Origin of the sequence: Serratia myotis, from assembly GCF_027474885.1 — a bacterium.
Classification (GTDB): Bacteria; Pseudomonadota; Gammaproteobacteria; order Enterobacterales; family Enterobacteriaceae; genus Serratia; species Serratia proteamaculans.
In genome coordinates this window covers 2,279,767-2,293,724 of record NZ_CP099707.1, presented here as the reverse complement: position 1 = coordinate 2,293,724, position 13,958 = coordinate 2,279,767, and the positions used below count along the sequence as shown (strand labels likewise).

At 54.6% G+C, this 13,958-nt stretch carries 16 protein-coding genes; 11 read left to right on the top strand and 5 right to left on the bottom strand.

The features are described 5' to 3' along the window. Positions 1-111: 111 nt before the first annotated feature. From NHG65_RS10890 to NHG65_RS10860, 7 genes are all read left to right on the top strand, one after another. On the top strand, positions 112-651 hold the full coding sequence (locus NHG65_RS10890; protein WP_207980044.1) for a Csu type fimbrial protein: 540 nt from the start codon (positions 112-114) through the stop codon (positions 649-651). Positions 652-653: 2 nt separating this feature from the next. Beyond that, positions 654-1,157 carry a Csu type fimbrial protein gene (locus NHG65_RS10885; RefSeq protein WP_099065604.1) on the top strand — a complete coding sequence of 168 codons (504 nt, stop codon included), beginning with the start codon at positions 654-656 and terminating at the stop codon, positions 1,155-1,157. A gap of 5 nt (positions 1,158-1,162) precedes the next feature. Beyond that, a complete protein-coding gene (locus NHG65_RS10880; RefSeq protein WP_198404514.1) occupies positions 1,163-1,711 on the top strand; it encodes a Csu type fimbrial protein in 549 nt (182 codons plus the stop codon). Between the two features lie 26 nt (positions 1,712-1,737). Beyond that, positions 1,738-2,502 (top strand): fimbrial biogenesis chaperone, encoded by a 765-nt coding sequence (locus NHG65_RS10875; RefSeq protein WP_099065602.1) that lies wholly within the window; start codon positions 1,738-1,740, stop codon positions 2,500-2,502. Positions 2,503-2,524: 22 nt separating this feature from the next. Continuing rightward, the gene (locus tag NHG65_RS10870; protein WP_499183302.1) at positions 2,525-4,999 is read left to right on the top strand and encodes a fimbria/pilus outer membrane usher protein; all 2,475 of its coding nucleotides are present in this window, start codon (positions 2,525-2,527) and stop codon (positions 4,997-4,999) included. An 18-nt stretch (positions 5,000-5,017) separates the two neighbouring features. Continuing rightward, complete coding sequence (locus NHG65_RS10865; RefSeq protein WP_207980047.1) at positions 5,018-5,950, top strand: Csu type fimbrial protein; 933 nt, start codon at positions 5,018-5,020, stop codon at positions 5,948-5,950. Between the two features lie 136 nt (positions 5,951-6,086). Continuing rightward, positions 6,087-6,326: a YebV family protein gene (locus NHG65_RS10860; protein WP_085116412.1), complete on the top strand. Its 240-nt coding sequence runs from the start codon at positions 6,087-6,089 to the stop codon at positions 6,324-6,326. Between the two features lie 54 nt (positions 6,327-6,380). Here the strand turns inward: NHG65_RS10860 and NHG65_RS10855 are convergent, their stop codons facing one another. Both NHG65_RS10855 and NHG65_RS10850 read right to left on the bottom strand, forming a co-directional pair. Next, the gene (locus tag NHG65_RS10855; RefSeq protein WP_198404513.1) at positions 6,381-6,980 is read right to left on the bottom strand and encodes a cysteine peptidase family C39 domain-containing protein; all 600 of its coding nucleotides are present in this window, start codon (positions 6,978-6,980) and stop codon (positions 6,381-6,383) included. 4 nt (positions 6,981-6,984) lie between these two features. Next, a complete protein-coding gene (locus NHG65_RS10850) occupies positions 6,985-7,377 on the bottom strand; it encodes an ASCH domain-containing protein (protein WP_085116410.1) in 393 nt (130 codons plus the stop codon). A gap of 333 nt (positions 7,378-7,710) precedes the next feature. Between NHG65_RS10850 and yniD the strand changes: the two genes are divergently transcribed. After that, the gene (gene yniD, locus NHG65_RS10845; RefSeq protein ID WP_012144841.1) at positions 7,711-7,818 is read left to right on the top strand and encodes a small membrane protein YniD; all 108 of its coding nucleotides are present in this window, start codon (positions 7,711-7,713) and stop codon (positions 7,816-7,818) included. An 18-nt stretch (positions 7,819-7,836) separates the two neighbouring features. Further along, positions 7,837-7,974, top strand: a complete 138-nt coding sequence (locus tag NHG65_RS10840) for a hypothetical protein (protein ID WP_017892602.1) — start codon at positions 7,837-7,839, stop codon at positions 7,972-7,974. A gap of 33 nt (positions 7,975-8,007) precedes the next feature. Here NHG65_RS10840 and NHG65_RS10835 read toward each other — a convergent pair whose 3' ends face one another. Next, the gene (locus NHG65_RS10835; protein ID WP_198404512.1) at positions 8,008-8,175 is read right to left on the bottom strand and encodes a hypothetical protein; all 168 of its coding nucleotides are present in this window, start codon (positions 8,173-8,175) and stop codon (positions 8,008-8,010) included. A gap of 168 nt (positions 8,176-8,343) precedes the next feature. Here NHG65_RS10835 and NHG65_RS10830 point away from each other — a divergent pair, with 168 nt between their 5' ends. Further along, entirely contained in the window at positions 8,344-8,553 is a 210-nt protein-coding gene (locus NHG65_RS10830; protein WP_085116409.1) for a hypothetical protein, read from the top strand. A 150-nt stretch (positions 8,554-8,703) separates the two neighbouring features. Here NHG65_RS10830 and NHG65_RS10825 read toward each other — a convergent pair whose 3' ends face one another. Both NHG65_RS10825 and NHG65_RS10820 read right to left on the bottom strand, forming a co-directional pair. Continuing rightward, the gene (locus tag NHG65_RS10825) at positions 8,704-10,134 is read right to left on the bottom strand and encodes a serralysin family metalloprotease (protein WP_099065599.1); all 1,431 of its coding nucleotides are present in this window, start codon (positions 10,132-10,134) and stop codon (positions 8,704-8,706) included. A gap of 306 nt (positions 10,135-10,440) precedes the next feature. Further along, complete coding sequence (locus NHG65_RS10820) at positions 10,441-11,784, bottom strand: 2-hydroxycarboxylate transporter family protein (protein WP_099065598.1); 1,344 nt, start codon at positions 11,782-11,784, stop codon at positions 10,441-10,443. Between the two features lie 490 nt (positions 11,785-12,274). Here NHG65_RS10820 and pckA point away from each other — a divergent pair, with 490 nt between their 5' ends. Then, entirely contained in the window at positions 12,275-13,894 is a 1,620-nt protein-coding gene (pckA, locus tag NHG65_RS10815) for a phosphoenolpyruvate carboxykinase (ATP) (protein WP_499183301.1), read from the top strand. Positions 13,895-13,958: the final 64 nt, after the last annotated feature.

Here is a 13,958-nt window from a genome sequence, read left to right as displayed (position 1 = left end):
AGACATTTCTGACTTCTTATTCTATTAATTAAACTGTAAATAAATTAATGCGTTTATCCTTTTCTGGATGGCGTTTTTTGGGGCTCACCTTTACACGGCAAGGAAAAAGACATGAAAAAAATTCTGATGGCATTGACCTCGGCAGCCACCTTGCTGTGTGCAAGTGGTGCCGCCAACGCGGCAGGGACTATTCAGGGTAACCTGGGGGTAACCCTGACCATCGGCGCAGGTTGCGTGGTGGGCGGCGGAAACAGCGCCGGCAGCGTCAACGACTTTGGTGCCATTAGCTTCGGCACCTACTCTTCGCTGTCCAACATTATCGACGCCAGCGCAACCGGTTCCGGCGGCGCAGGTACCCTGTCGCTGACCTGTACCACAGGTACCGACTACACCGTGGCGCTGAACGACGGTCTGCACGTGGCGGCCGGTAACCAGCGCCAAATGGCCAGCACCGCAGGTGCCTTGATCAAGTACAACCTTTACCAGGATCAGGCCCGCGCTACCGCCTGGGCCAGCGGTGCCAATGCATTGACCGGCACCGGCACCGGCGCAGCGGTTCCGTTGATTGTCTACGGTCGTGTCCCGGCCGCCGCCACCACACCCGATCCTGATACCTATAACGATACCGTGACGATGACGGTAACCTGGTAACAGTGCGGCAGGTTGTTTTGGGCTGTGGCTTGCTGGCGTTAAGCCTGGCGGTGAATGCTGATAGCAAAACGGCCACCATTGGCGTCAGCGCCACCTTGTTGAAGGCTTGCGAAGCCGGCAGCAGCTCGGGGGGCAATGTCAGCTTCGGTTCGCTTAACTTCGGTACGGTCTATTTCCTCAGTACCAGCGTCAGCGTCGCCGGGCAACAAAATGCCGGCGCCATTCGCATCAAATGCAACAACGGCACCAGCTACAACGTCCTGCTTAACGGTGGGCAAAGCGGCAACACCGCTGCCCGTTACCTGAAAAGCGCTGCCGGCCAACAGGTGAACTACAACCTGTATACCAGCAGCGCCCACAGCACCATCTGGGATAACCTGACCGGGGTGTCGCAAACCGCCAACGGCCAGGATAACTGGTTACCGGTGTACGGCATGATCCCGGTGCAATCCACCCCGCCGATCGGCAGCTACACCGACACCGTGCAGGTCACCATCAATTGGTAATGGCAATGCGTATTTTAAGCGGTGGTTTATTGCTCTGGATGATGGCGCCGCCGGTACTGGGCGACACGGGCGTCAACGATCAGCAAAAGACCCAGGCACTGACCGTCAACGCGACGGTGGTGAAAGGCTGCATCCTGGGGAGTGGCAGCAGCGATGTCACCACCTTCGGCAGCCTCAACTTTGGTCAGGTCTCTTCGTTAGCCAGCAATATCAGCATCGTTTCCAGCGCCGGGGCTGGTTCAGTGCTGTTTCGTTGCAATCCGGGTCTGAGCGTTACGCTGGCGCTGGGTATCGGCAATAACGTCACCGGTTCTATCTCCGCCGGACGCAAATTAAAAAATACCCTGACCCCCGAGACCCTGATTTATCAGCTTTACCAGGACAGCAACTATTCCACCATTTGGGGTGATGGCAGTAACGGTGGCACCACCGAGATTGTCGCCGCGACCGGCAGTACTCAGGAAATAAAAGTTTATGCCCGTTTGTTCTCGACCAGTACCCTGCCCACCAGTGGCACTTACAGCGATACGGTCTTACTGACGGTCACTTATTAGTATTTTGAATAAACAAGGATTTAGCCATGCGCATACCTTTACGACTGTCACTGACGGCAGCGCTGTTGATTGTCGGCCAACAACAGGCGCTGGCCGCCGCCTCTATTCTGATTTGGCCTATCGATCCGGTGATTGAAGATCAACAACCCGCAACGGCGCTGTGGCTGGAAAACCGCGACAGCAAACCGGTCTATATGCAAGTGCGCGTGCTCGGCTGGAAACAGACCGCCGGTAAAGACGATTACAGCAACCAAAGTGAAGTGATCGCCAGCCCGCCAGTCGCCTCGATTGCGCCAGGTAAACGCCAATTAATCCGGTTGGTTAAACAAACCCCACCCCCCGCCGGCCAGGAACGCGCTTACCGCATTCTGATTGATGAAGTCCCGGTGAAAGATTCAGGCAGTCAATCTACCCCCGATGGGGCTCAGATGGGGCTGAAATTCCAGATGCGTTATTCGGTGCCGTTGTTTGTCAGCGGCAAAGGCGTCTGGACCAAACAGGATTCAGAAAAACCGCGTGATTACGCCTCCGCCAACCAACCGCAGCTCAGCTACCGACTGTTGCAGCAAAGCAGTCAGCGCTGGCTGGAGGTACGTAACCAGGGCATCGTGCATGCGCGTATCTCCAAAGTCACAATGCAGGGGAAAACGCTCAATGCCGGCCTGATGGGTTACGTGTTGCCCGGTTCGCAGATGCGCTTTGCGGTACCGGCTTCTGGCAGTTTCAGCAGCGGTCAACTGCAGGCCAAGGTCAACGACAACAAGCAGCCGATCACCCTGACTGCTTACTGAGCAACATGTGCCGTTAACCAGCATGCCGTCACCCAGGCGTAACGGATTCGGTCTGAAGCCGTTAGCATTCGCCGTACTGTGCGCAGTGGCCACGCCGTGGCTACCCTATTCCTACGCCGATGATTTACCGCCGCCGCCCAGCGCCATCAGTATGCCGGATACCACGTTGTATCTGGAGCCGGTGGTCAATGGCCGCCAGACCGGAAAAGTGGTGCCGGTGACTTACCGTGGCGGCCACTATTACCTCACACCTCAGCAATTGCTCGACGCCGGTCTGCCGGTAGCGGATAAACAGGCGAAAGAAATTGCGGTCGACCAATTAGAGAAAGTGGACGTCACCTACAGTGGTGAAATCCAGCAGTTGATGATCAACGTCCCCAATGACTGGCTACCCAAGCAGAAATTCAACGCTCAGAACCCGTTGGATCGCCTGCCGGCACAGAGCAGCCTCGGCCTGCTGTTCAATTACGATCTTTACGCCAGTCAAAGCAGCGCCAACGGTCAGCCGGGCTATCTTTCTGCCTGGACCGAACAGCGGCTGTTCGACGGCTTTGGCGTGGTGTCCAACACCGGTATTTTCCGCGGCAGCTTTAACACCTCCGCCAACAGTGACCAGGACAACCGCTATATCCGCTATGACAGCCAATGGCGCTACAATGATGACGACCGCCTGCTCAGCTATACCGCCGGCGATCTCGCTACAGGCGCGCTGACCTGGAGCAGCTCGGTGCGTATCGGCGGCGTCCAGCTGGCGCGTAATTTTGCCTCCCGGCCCGATCTGATCACCTACCCGCTGCCGCAGTTCTCCGGCCAGGCAGCGCTACCCAGCAGTGTTGATCTGTATATCAACAGCTATAAAAACAGCAGTACCAGCGTTAACCCCGGCCCTTTCACCCTGGATACCGTGCCTTACATCAACGGTGCCGGGCAAGCCACCGTCGTCACCACCGATGCACTGGGCCGACAAGTCAGTACCGTGGTGCCGTTTTATGTCGCCAGTAATCTGTTGCAGGCTGGCATGAGCGACTTCAGCCTGTCTTCCGGTGCCCTGCGGCGCAATTATGGCATCAGCTCTGCCGATTACGGCCAGTGGGTGGCCAGTGGCAGCGGACGTTACGGCGTCACGGATTGGTTAACCCTGGAAGGACGTGCCGAAGGTGCCGCTGAGCTGGCGGTGGGCGGCGCCGGGGCCAATATTCGTGTTGGCCAGTGGGGGGTATTCAACGCCTCTTACAGCTACAGCAAGGCCAGCGATAACGCTTTTAATGATTATCAGCCTTCGCAACAGCCCAACTACTACGATCCGCTGACCGGTCAACCTATCCCTCAGCCCGATCCGCAGCCGGTCTATCAGTACAGCACCAATCATGGCGATCAGAGCAGCATCGGCTACACCTACAGCAACCGCTATTACAGCCTGAATGCCCAGCGCATCCTGCGCAGCGCCGGTTTCGGGGATATTTCGGTGTATAAAAGCGACTATCGTCTGAGCCGCCGTACCGATCAACTGACTGGCAGTATCGGCCTGAACCGGTTCGGTAGCATTGGCGCCGGCTATTTTGATGTCCGTGACGCCATTGGTCAGCGCACTCGCCTGGTCAACTTCTCCTACAGCATTTCGCTGTGGCGCAATACCAGCCTGTATGCGTCGGTGAACCGCGAAATCGGCAGCAGCGGCTACAGTGCCCAACTGCAACTGTCCATTCCCTTCGACACCTGGGGGACCGCCAGCGTCAGCGCCTCTCGCGACAACAACAATCGCTGGAACCAACGCGTCAGCTACAGCCGTGCCGCACCGACCGACGGCGGTTTGGGCTGGAACCTGGCCTACGCGGATGGGCAAAGCAGCGACAGCTATAGCCAGGCCGATATCACCTGGCGCACCCGTCTGCTCGAGGCCCGCGGCGGGATGTACGGCAACAGCGATGATTATACCCGCTGGGGGGAAGTGAGCGGTTCTCTGGTGGCAATGCAAGGCGATCTGTACGCTACCAATACCATTAACGACGCCTTCGCCCTGATCTCTACCGAAGGCTACCCGGATATTCCGGTGCGTTATGAAAATCAGTTAATCGGCGTGACCAACGCCAAAGGCTATCTGCTGGTGCCCACCGTCACCTCCTATTACCACGCCAAATTCCAAATCGACCCGCTTAATCTGCCGGCGGACGTGGCGGTTCCCACGGTGGAGAAAACCGTGGCTATCCGCGATCACAGTGGGTTCCTGGTCGATTTCCCTATCCAGCAAATTTCCGCCGCCGACGTCAAACTGGTCGATGCCCAGGGCAAACCGCTGGCCAACGGCAGCGAGGTGGCCATCGTCGGCAGCAATCAGCAAAGCTATGTTGGCTGGGATGGCATGGTCTATGTGGATCCGGTGCAATTGCAAAACCGGCTGAGCGTCATTCCGGCAGACGGTAGCGCCCCCTGCCAGGCGCAATTTAGCCTGACCAAAACCCAGGGCATCCAAAGCATCGGACCGATTGTGTGCCAGTAACTCATGATGGAGAAAAAGATGATTAGTGGATCCAAAGCGTTATTACTGGCGCTGCTGCTGTTCACCGGCCGACAAGCGCTGGCCGACTGCACCACCACCAATGGCAGCGTCACCCTGCCAGGCAGCAGCACATTTGCCGTTTATAATGGCTCACTCAGCGCCCAGGGTACCGCCGGACTCAACTGCAGTGGCTTGGGACTATCGCTGTTGACGCAAAATACCGTGACGGTAAAAATAAACTCGACCACCAATACCATGGCGCTGGCCAACACCGACGGTTCCGGCGATAAAATCCCCTATCTGATTTATCCCGATGCGAATTACCAGTATCCCTATACCGTCGGGCAAACCATCGATTACAGCTCATTGAACCTGTTGACGCTGATCCTGATCTCCCCCAACGTCAACTTTCCGCTGTACATCAAAACCACCGCCGGGGCCAACGTCCGCTCCGGCACCTATACCGACACGGTCAACCTGGTGTGGAACTACCATATCTGCGGGCTGGGTTTGATCGGATTGTGCATTTGGTGGGATGGCACCAATAAACCCAGTACCGTGACGATTAACCTGATCCTTACCAAAGACTGCCTGTTCGGCACCGCGCAGAACGTCAACTTTGGCAGCATGGCGCTGGTCGGGCAGTTTAACCCGGTGAACCAAAGCATTACCCTCACCTGCACCAAAACCGAGGGTTACAACACCTACTTTACCGACGGCAATAACCCGGTCACCGGCTGGCGGCGAATGAAAAACGGCACCAGCAACTATATGCAGTATCAAATCTACCTGCCCAACAGTACCACGGTGTGGAACAGCACCAACAAACAAGCAGGCGCCGGTACCGGGCTGGCACAAAGTATCCCGTACCTGGCTCAGATCAACCCGGCGCAAACCGAAGTGCCGGTGGGAACCTACCAGGACAACATCAGTTTTGTGGTGGAGTATTAAGCCCCTGCGCTAGTCACGGATCGTCGATGTTGCCAGTTTGTATTTTTTATGTGGCATTTTTTGCTCATTTGACTATGCTAATGATGACGACCTCAACTGGTCACACCTCATACCAGCAGATCAAGCAGGAGTTCCAATGGGCAAAACCGTGGTGAAAATAGGCAGTTTCGAGGTCGATGACGCGCATTTATCCTCCTCGTCCGAGCAGGCCAGCACGCTGGCGATCCCTTGCAAGTCGGATCCCGACCTGTGCATGCAGTTAGACGGTTGGGATGAGCACACCAGCATTCCGGCGATACTCGATGGCAAGCAATCGCTGTTGTACAAGCAACATTACGATCGGCAGAGCGATGCCTGGGTGATGCGATTGGAATGAACGACGACAAACTGAAGAACGCGCGGTGTCCCCTCAGGAACACGGCGCGTTTTTTTATGTGATAGCAATACCGCGACCGGCGAAGAAACGGCCAAAGCTGCTCAGCGGTAAAGTCACCTGTTGGCGCGTGGCCGGGCTGTCACCCGAAGGGTTATGGAAGGTTACGCGATCGGCCTCAGCGGCGGTCACCAACACCAGATGACCGCCACGCTGGGGTGGCGTCTGCTCGGGCTGGCGAATGCCGGGATGTACCGAAGCGATAAAATAACGCCGTTGCGACAACACCAGTGGCAAGTCTTCCGGCTCGATACCGACCCTCACCTCAGATTCCAGCGCAAACTGCTCACGCACATAGTCGACAAAGGGCGCGTAAATCAGCCCCTTGATACGCTCGCCTTCACGAACGTAAGCACCGTACGGCAGACTACGGCGCGCCAACTCCAGCAGCGAGGGCGCCTCACCATCTCGATGGCTAAGTACCATTCTCAGACAGGCCATGCCACAGACGTGGTTGGCCCATTCGATGTATTCCGCCCGATCGCGCGCGCCGCTGCGCGCCCAGTTAACATCATCCGCCAGCGTCACACGCCCGGCAATCAGATCGGCCGCCAACTCGGGCGTCGCCCATTGGCAGACGTAAGGGACAGAGGACATCAAATCAGAAAGTCTCTGCCACTTTGAAATTCATCAGCACCAGCGTCATATCCGGTGAGAACAACTCATATTCTTCAAAGAAGCTCTGCAACTCTTTACGCCAATAGGCCAGAGAACGGTCACCTTCCCCTTCGGCAAAAGCATGGGCTTCATCAACCTGATCGTAGGTTTTCATCTCTACCGACGTCAGTTCTACCGCACACACCGGGTCACCTTTACCGTCCACCACCACAAACACGTCGCCGGCCAGTGGGATGCCTTCGCCATCGAGATTGGCACAGGTTGCCGTCTTGGTCCCGTTGAGGATCAGCTTGACCACGTCATCGGCCTGCTGCTCGGTGTTGCCGAATGCCCAACGCTCGGTGTTTTCGTATTTCTTCGGAATTTCGCTCGCCATTGCCATACCTTATTGAATGAATCATTGTGCAGACAGAATAGTACAACGTATTCCCTGCGGCCTCCACCTGCCGAATTCACGCCACTGTGGCCTATTCCCCTATCTTTTATAGGCTGTTTCGGGTAAATCCCTGTGCCTGCGTCGGCACAACAGGCATACTGTGGACGCAATTCACTCCATGGCTATTGGCCAGGCGGCAACAAAATGAAGAATGACGACAAAGACTCCGATGACACTTTCAGCGACTTGTTAAAAGTGCTGGCGGTGGCGGCGATTGTTATCTTTGTTATCGTCGGCTGGTATTTCAGCTAATAAGCACCACAGGAGGTCACATTGGCAACAAAACGCATGCGCACCAAGCACTGGAAGATGTTTTTGATCCTGCTGCTGATCTGTCTCGCCCTGCTGTTATTACGCTGGGCAGCGATAGTCTTTGGTTAATGGCAGGGAGCAATACGAATGGCAAAACGTAATGGCAACGGCGTACAAATCGCCTTACTGCTGCTGGCGCTGGTTATTCTGGTCTGCGGCATTTTAATGATTACCACCGAACTGGGTCATCAGGTACTGGAAGAGATCGAGGATATTCTCGAGTAAAGCCAGCCCGGCCGGACACTGGCTGGCACCCTATTATCCAGGTTCCCGCTCTGCGGGTTGTTTGACCTCCGGCTCCAACAGCTCGCGCAGATAGGCGATCCGCGCCTCCCCTTGTGGCAACCAAAAACGACACAGCCAATGCGGCACTTCGGCCCCTTGGCTTCGGCGATGGTACACAGCCAGTTGATCGACCAGTTTCATTATTCGCCCTCCAGTAATTTAACAAGGTCAGTATTGGGCGAAAAAACCAGAAGAAACACTGATGGCTTATTTTTTATGCTTCCTGATTTAATATTGTGCGATCGGCGCGGTGGCGAACCCCTGGCTCAACTGCTACATTGACCAAAAATCACCCAGCCGAGGTAAGCGATGATGTTCTCGGAGCAGGAGATAAAACCCGTGTGGGATGAAGTGGCACGCTTGATCGGCGACAGCGTGATGCAGTTGCGCCATCGCGGCGAGGTTTTATCGGTAGAAACGCTGGCAAAGCATCTGGCGCAACAACTGGCAGACTGTCATGACATTGAACGCCGGATCCTGATTGGCGCAGCGATCAACATGCTGAAAGATGGAAAATGAATCGCCAACCGGAAGGGTTGGCGATTCGGCAGAAGCCCGAGGTATGCAAGCCCGGCCTTCTGTGCGCTACTATGTCAGGCTAACATGACGAAATTAATAGGAATTGTCGGGTTTTTCCTCAAAATGCCGAATTTTTATTGCCATCTGTCCTCAGGCCAGCACGAAATCACTGGTTTCCAGTGGTTGACCCACCACTTTCACCAGAAAATCACTGGCGTCAAACCCACCGCCCAGATTGATGGCTAAATCGCTGACCTGTGCCTGCGCGTCGTAGCTCAGCATTGCCTCACCGGCCTTGCCGCTGAACTGGCTGACAAATTCGAGGCCCTTGCTGCCACCGGTGTTAAACAACGACAGATCTATCTTGTCCTCGCCGCTAACAAAATCCACGATCCAGTCCGGTGCATCAGCGCGTGACTCGTTGGCAGCGAAATAAACAAAGGTGTCTTTGCCCTCATTACCAAACAAATGATCCGACTCACCACCGCCGTACAAAATGTCGTCCCCCGCGCCGCCCATCAAAATATTATTGGTGTCGTTACCGATGATCACATCGTTTCCGGCACCGCCAAAAGCGTTTTCGATGGTCACGCCGGCAGCAATCGAAACGTTTCCCTTCAGTCCTCCCACGTCAGAGAAAGATTGCTCATTGAGGTTAATACGTTGGTTCTGGCTAAAACCCGAGAAATCAAAAGTGTCCGTACCGCCAGCGTCCCAGGCGCTAAACACAATTTTATCCTGTGCTCCGGTGGCGGTGAGGAAATCGCGATCGGTGTTGGAGTTAAAACCGTAGATCGTATCACCGCTGCGGGTGGTCATATTGGCACCATAGAAATGCTGGATGGCGGTAATGTCATTTAACAACGGCGCGGAAGAGTAAGCGCCCTGGAAATCCTGGCCAGTGCTGCTCTCGCTGAAATAGCTCATCACGCTGTGGGCGCGACTGTCTTCGAAATAAGTCGCATCCTGGTTGTAAGTAATACTCACACCCGGTGCGGCATTGTAATCCCCCGGATGCTGCAACCCCAGCGCATGGCCAATTTCATGGGTTAGCGTCTGGCGGCCATATTCGTTTTCGTGGATCAGGTCATTGGCGAAGACATTACTTGTGGCGTTATACCAGGTTTGCCCCGCCACCGACGCAGAAGAGTCCGGGTTATACGCAAAGGCATAAGAGCCGCGAGAACTGACATCAAACAGGCCAAATTTGATATTGGCGTTTTGGGTGTTACTGGTCTCGGTAAAGGTGATATTGGCGACGTCTGACCAGGATTGCAGTGAAAGTTTCGCCTGTTCACGCTGCTGTTGATTAAAGCTGCTGAATCCGCCGATCGCCATACTCGACATATTAGTCGGTGCCTGTTCCCAAAAACTGTAACTCAGGTTAACCGGGGTATCGGTCACGCCTTTATCATGCCAGCTTCGGTCGCCACGGATCAGTTCCAGCCCCGCATTTTCAAAACTTTTTGAGGGATGAATCACGTTCAGCAACGGATCGCTATCGGGTTTATAAGCGCCCTGCAGGGCCAATACGCTGATAGCTTCGGCGGAGGCGTTAGCCTGTTGATTGCTTGATGACATACCAATATCTCCATATTTGTCATTTCAGTGTGTCGACAACATCACTGACGGATGGCCTTAATGGCCCGGGTCCGGTGCTGAATAAATACGGGGATATCGGTAATGCGGTTGGCACCCTCCATGAGTACTCTTGATGAGAACGATAATCCCTTAAATAAAAGAATAGACGCTTTGGTTTAAAATACAGAATTATCTGAGGAAAAATAATCTCGACTATTCCCTCTCCATTTGGCTGCTTATTATTTTCAGTAACACAAATAAAAAAACCGGGGCAATCCACCCCGGTATCCATAATTCAGTCTGGACTCAGATTAACCAACCCAACAACAGCGTGGCGCCAATGACGGTGGACGCACCGCCGATACGCGTGGCGATTTGCGCAAACGGCATCAACCCCATACGGTTGGAGGCGGAGAGGATCGCCACGTCGCCGGTTCCGCCTAACCCACTGTGGCAGCAGGTGACGATCGCCGCTTCTACCGGGTACATTTTCAGGTAAGGCGCAATCAGGAAACTCACCAGTCCCATCGACAACACCACCGAACCGCAAACCACCACATAGCCCACCGAGAAGACCGCCACCACGCTTTCCAGCGGCACATACAACATGCCCAGACCAATCATCAACGGCCACACCAGCGCGGTTGAAACGAATTTATAAAAACTGTGAGCACCGGTTTCCATTGAAGTTGGGATCACCCGACAGTATTTGCACAGTACCGCAAACAGAATCATCAGCACCGGGCCGGGAATATGCACGATGTGTTCGAACAGACCGCCGACGATAAAGAAGGCGCAGATCACCAACAGCCCACCGCCCATCAGTTGAAAATCGACGTTGCCGTTGGTTTCCTTGATGGCAAACACCGCGTTTTCCTCTGCCGAACGGATCAACATGCCGTCACCGCTCAGCGCCTTGCGCTTCATCCCCAAACGCGCCAACACGCCTGCCGCCACAATAGCGAAGATATTACCCAGTACCGCCGCCGGGGCCAGTTGCGCCACGTACACGTCCGGCGTCGATCCCAGAATGGCAGAATAAGCCAGCGACAGCGGCAATATGCCCTCGCCGATACCGCCGCCGATAATCGGCACAATGATAAAGAAGAAGGTATGGTAAAAGGTGAAGCCAAACAGCTTGCCCACCAGCAGCCCGGTCGCTACCGCGGTCACCGTACCGATCACCAGCGGCACAAACATGCGGATCATGCCCTGGATCAGGATCACCCGGTTCATGCCGAGAATGCTGCCGACCACCAGACTGGCGATAACAAAGTACAGCAGGTTGGCGTCTTTCATCAGCAGATGGACGGTCCCCATCACGTTCGGCTGGAAGAAATTAAAGTAGACCAACACCGAAGGCACCATCAGGCACAGAATGGCCGGACCGCCGATATCACGCAGTACCGGAATGCTTTTGCCTAAATGCGCCAGTGCAAAACCCAGCGTCATAATCACCGCCAAGCCACCGATCATATTCTTTGGCAAGAAGTTGGCATAAGCCGAAACGGCAACAATGGCACAAATAGTGATAAACAACGCCACCGGCACGGCACCGATATTCATTTGCCGGATTTGGTTAATTAATCCTGAAGGATCAGGCTGCAACGCATCTTTCTCACAGGCAATTTCTGCATTTATCTGTTTCATTATTCACCCTGCTGACCAGTGTTCAGTGTGGAGCGGATCGTCTAACGCCATATGAAATAATTTAAACAGTTAAAACAAATTATTATCATAGACACGATGGAGACTTTGATTTTTTATAATGATTAAAATAGTAGACAGCCCAGACGATATGATAAAAAATAAAAATACGTAATCAAATTACGCCTTATTAATCCAATATTGTGAGCCCCCACTGATGTTGGTTTTAATTAATTATCGTCAGCGTTTTGTAATTAAAATAATCAGGCGTAAATTCGCTGCTATGCTATAGATGGAAGTAAAAATCCGTGCGTTTACTAATGAGAACCGGAGCGGTAATTAGCTGAATCCGGTCAGCTGTACCCGAGCCTGCTCCTGCACGCGGCACCGTGCAGAAAACAGGCAATAATATATGCCCCATGGCTTTCAGGTTGTTGCCGACAATAGGGTACTCTGAAAGCCGACAGGCATAGCACTAATAAGGAAGTAGGATATGTCTTCAATCGCGATTACCCCACAAACGCTGGCCCGTTACGGCATCCATCAGGCTACCGAAATCGTCCATAACCCAAGCTATGAACAACTGTTTACCGAGGAAACCCGTGCCGACCTGCCGGCACTGGAGCGCGGTACGCTGACCCAGCTTGGCGCGGTCAACGTCGATACCGGTGAATTCACCGGTCGTTCGCCGAAAGATAAATACATCGTCCGTGACGACACCACGCGCGATACCGTCTGGTGGTCCGATAACGGCACCGGCAAAAACGACAACCAGCCACTGTCGCCGGAAGTGTGGCAGCATCTGAAAACACTGGTGGGTAACCAGCTTTCCGGCAAGCGTCTGTTTGTGGTGGACGCCTTCTGCGGCGCCAATGCCGACACCCGCCTGAAGGTCCGTTTCATCACCGAGGTGGCCTGGCAGGCGCACTTTGTCAAAAATATGTTTATCCGCCCGACGGATGAAGAACTGCAGAATTTCGAACCGGACTTCGTAGTGATGAACGGAGCCAAATGCACCAACCCGGACTGGCAACAGCAGGGGCTGCATTCAGAGAACTTCGTCGCCTTTAACCTGACCGAACGTATTCAGTTGATCGGCGGAACCTGGTACGGCGGCGAAATGAAGAAGGGCCTGTTCTCAATCATGAACTACCTGTTACCGCTGCAGGGTATCGCCTCGATGCACTGTTCGGCCAACGTCGGCGAACAAGGTGATGTGGCGGTGTTCTTTGGCCTGTCCGGTACCGGTAAAACCACCCTCTCCACCGATCCCAAGCGTCAATTGATCGGCGATGACGAACACGGCTGGGACCATGACGGCGTGTTCAACTTTGAAGGCGGCTGCTACGCCAAGACCATCAAGCTGTCGCAACAGGCCGAGCCGGAGATTTATCAGGCGATCCGCCGTGACGCACTGCTGGAAAACGTGCAGGTGCTGGCCGATGGCAGCATCGATTTCGATGACGCCAGCAAGACTGAAAACACCCGCGTCTCCTACCCGATTGAGCATATCGAGAACATCGTCAAACCCGTGTCCAAAGCCGGTCACGCGAAGAAAATCATCTTCCTGACTGCGGATGCCTTCGGGGTATTGCCACCTGTGTCACGCCTGACGCCGGAACAAACCCAGTACCACTTCCTGTCTGGTTTTACCGCCAAGCTGGCCGGTACCGAGCGCGGCATCACCACGCCAACCCCAACCTTCTCCGCCTGTTTCGGCGCCGCGTTCCTGACGCTGCATCCGACGCAGTACGCTGAAGTGCTGGTGAAACGCATGGAGGCGGCCGGCGCTCAGGCCTATCTGGTGAATACCGGTTGGAACGGCAGCGGCAAGCGTATTTCCATCAAAGACACGCGTGGCATCATCGACGCCATTTTGAACGGTGAGATTGAGCACGCCGATACCTTCACCCTGCCAATCTTTGGCCTGGCGGTCCCGACGGCACTGCCGGGAGTTGATCCTTCGATCCTCGACCCGCGCAAAACCTACGCCGACGAATCCTTGTGGCAGGAGAAGGCGCAGGATCTGGCGCAACGCTTTATCGATAACTTCGCCAAATACACCGTGACGCCAGCCGGCGAAAAGCTGGTCAGCGCCGGTCCCAAGCTTTAAGACTGCAAAGGCACAATGGTGTCTTTAGACGTCTGACAAAGCTTGTTATTAGGGAGAGCGTGCC

Excerpts from the sequence above, each read along its gene's own strand:
- NHG65_RS10890 (WP_207980044.1), top strand. The coding sequence starts at position 112 with ATGAAAAAAATTCTGATGGCATTGACCTCGGCAGCCACCTTGCTGTGT.
- NHG65_RS10880 (WP_198404514.1), top strand. The coding sequence starts at position 1,163 with ATGCGTATTTTAAGCGGTGGTTTATTGCTCTGGATGATGGCGCCGCCG.
- NHG65_RS10875 (WP_099065602.1), top strand. The coding sequence starts at position 1,738 with ATGCGCATACCTTTACGACTGTCACTGACGGCAGCGCTGTTGATTGTC.
- NHG65_RS10870 (WP_499183302.1), top strand. The coding sequence starts at position 2,525 with ATGCCGTCACCCAGGCGTAACGGATTCGGTCTGAAGCCGTTAGCATTC.
- NHG65_RS10865 (WP_207980047.1), top strand. The coding sequence starts at position 5,018 with ATGATTAGTGGATCCAAAGCGTTATTACTGGCGCTGCTGCTGTTCACC.
- NHG65_RS10860 (WP_085116412.1), top strand. The coding sequence starts at position 6,087 with ATGGGCAAAACCGTGGTGAAAATAGGCAGTTTCGAGGTCGATGACGCG.
- NHG65_RS10855 (WP_198404513.1), bottom strand. The coding sequence starts at position 6,980 with ATGTCCTCTGTCCCTTACGTCTGCCAATGGGCGACGCCCGAGTTGGCG.
- NHG65_RS10850 (WP_085116410.1), bottom strand. The coding sequence starts at position 7,377 with ATGGCGAGCGAAATTCCGAAGAAATACGAAAACACCGAGCGTTGGGCA.
- NHG65_RS10840 (WP_017892602.1), top strand. The coding sequence starts at position 7,837 with ATGGCAAAACGTAATGGCAACGGCGTACAAATCGCCTTACTGCTGCTG.
- NHG65_RS10835 (WP_198404512.1), bottom strand. The coding sequence starts at position 8,175 with ATGAAACTGGTCGATCAACTGGCTGTGTACCATCGCCGAAGCCAAGGG.
- NHG65_RS10830 (WP_085116409.1), top strand. The coding sequence starts at position 8,344 with ATGATGTTCTCGGAGCAGGAGATAAAACCCGTGTGGGATGAAGTGGCA.
- NHG65_RS10825 (WP_099065599.1), bottom strand. The coding sequence starts at position 10,134 with ATGTCATCAAGCAATCAACAGGCTAACGCCTCCGCCGAAGCTATCAGC.
- NHG65_RS10820 (WP_099065598.1), bottom strand. The coding sequence starts at position 11,784 with ATGAAACAGATAAATGCAGAAATTGCCTGTGAGAAAGATGCGTTGCAG.
- pckA (WP_499183301.1), top strand. The coding sequence starts at position 12,275 with ATGTCTTCAATCGCGATTACCCCACAAACGCTGGCCCGTTACGGCATC.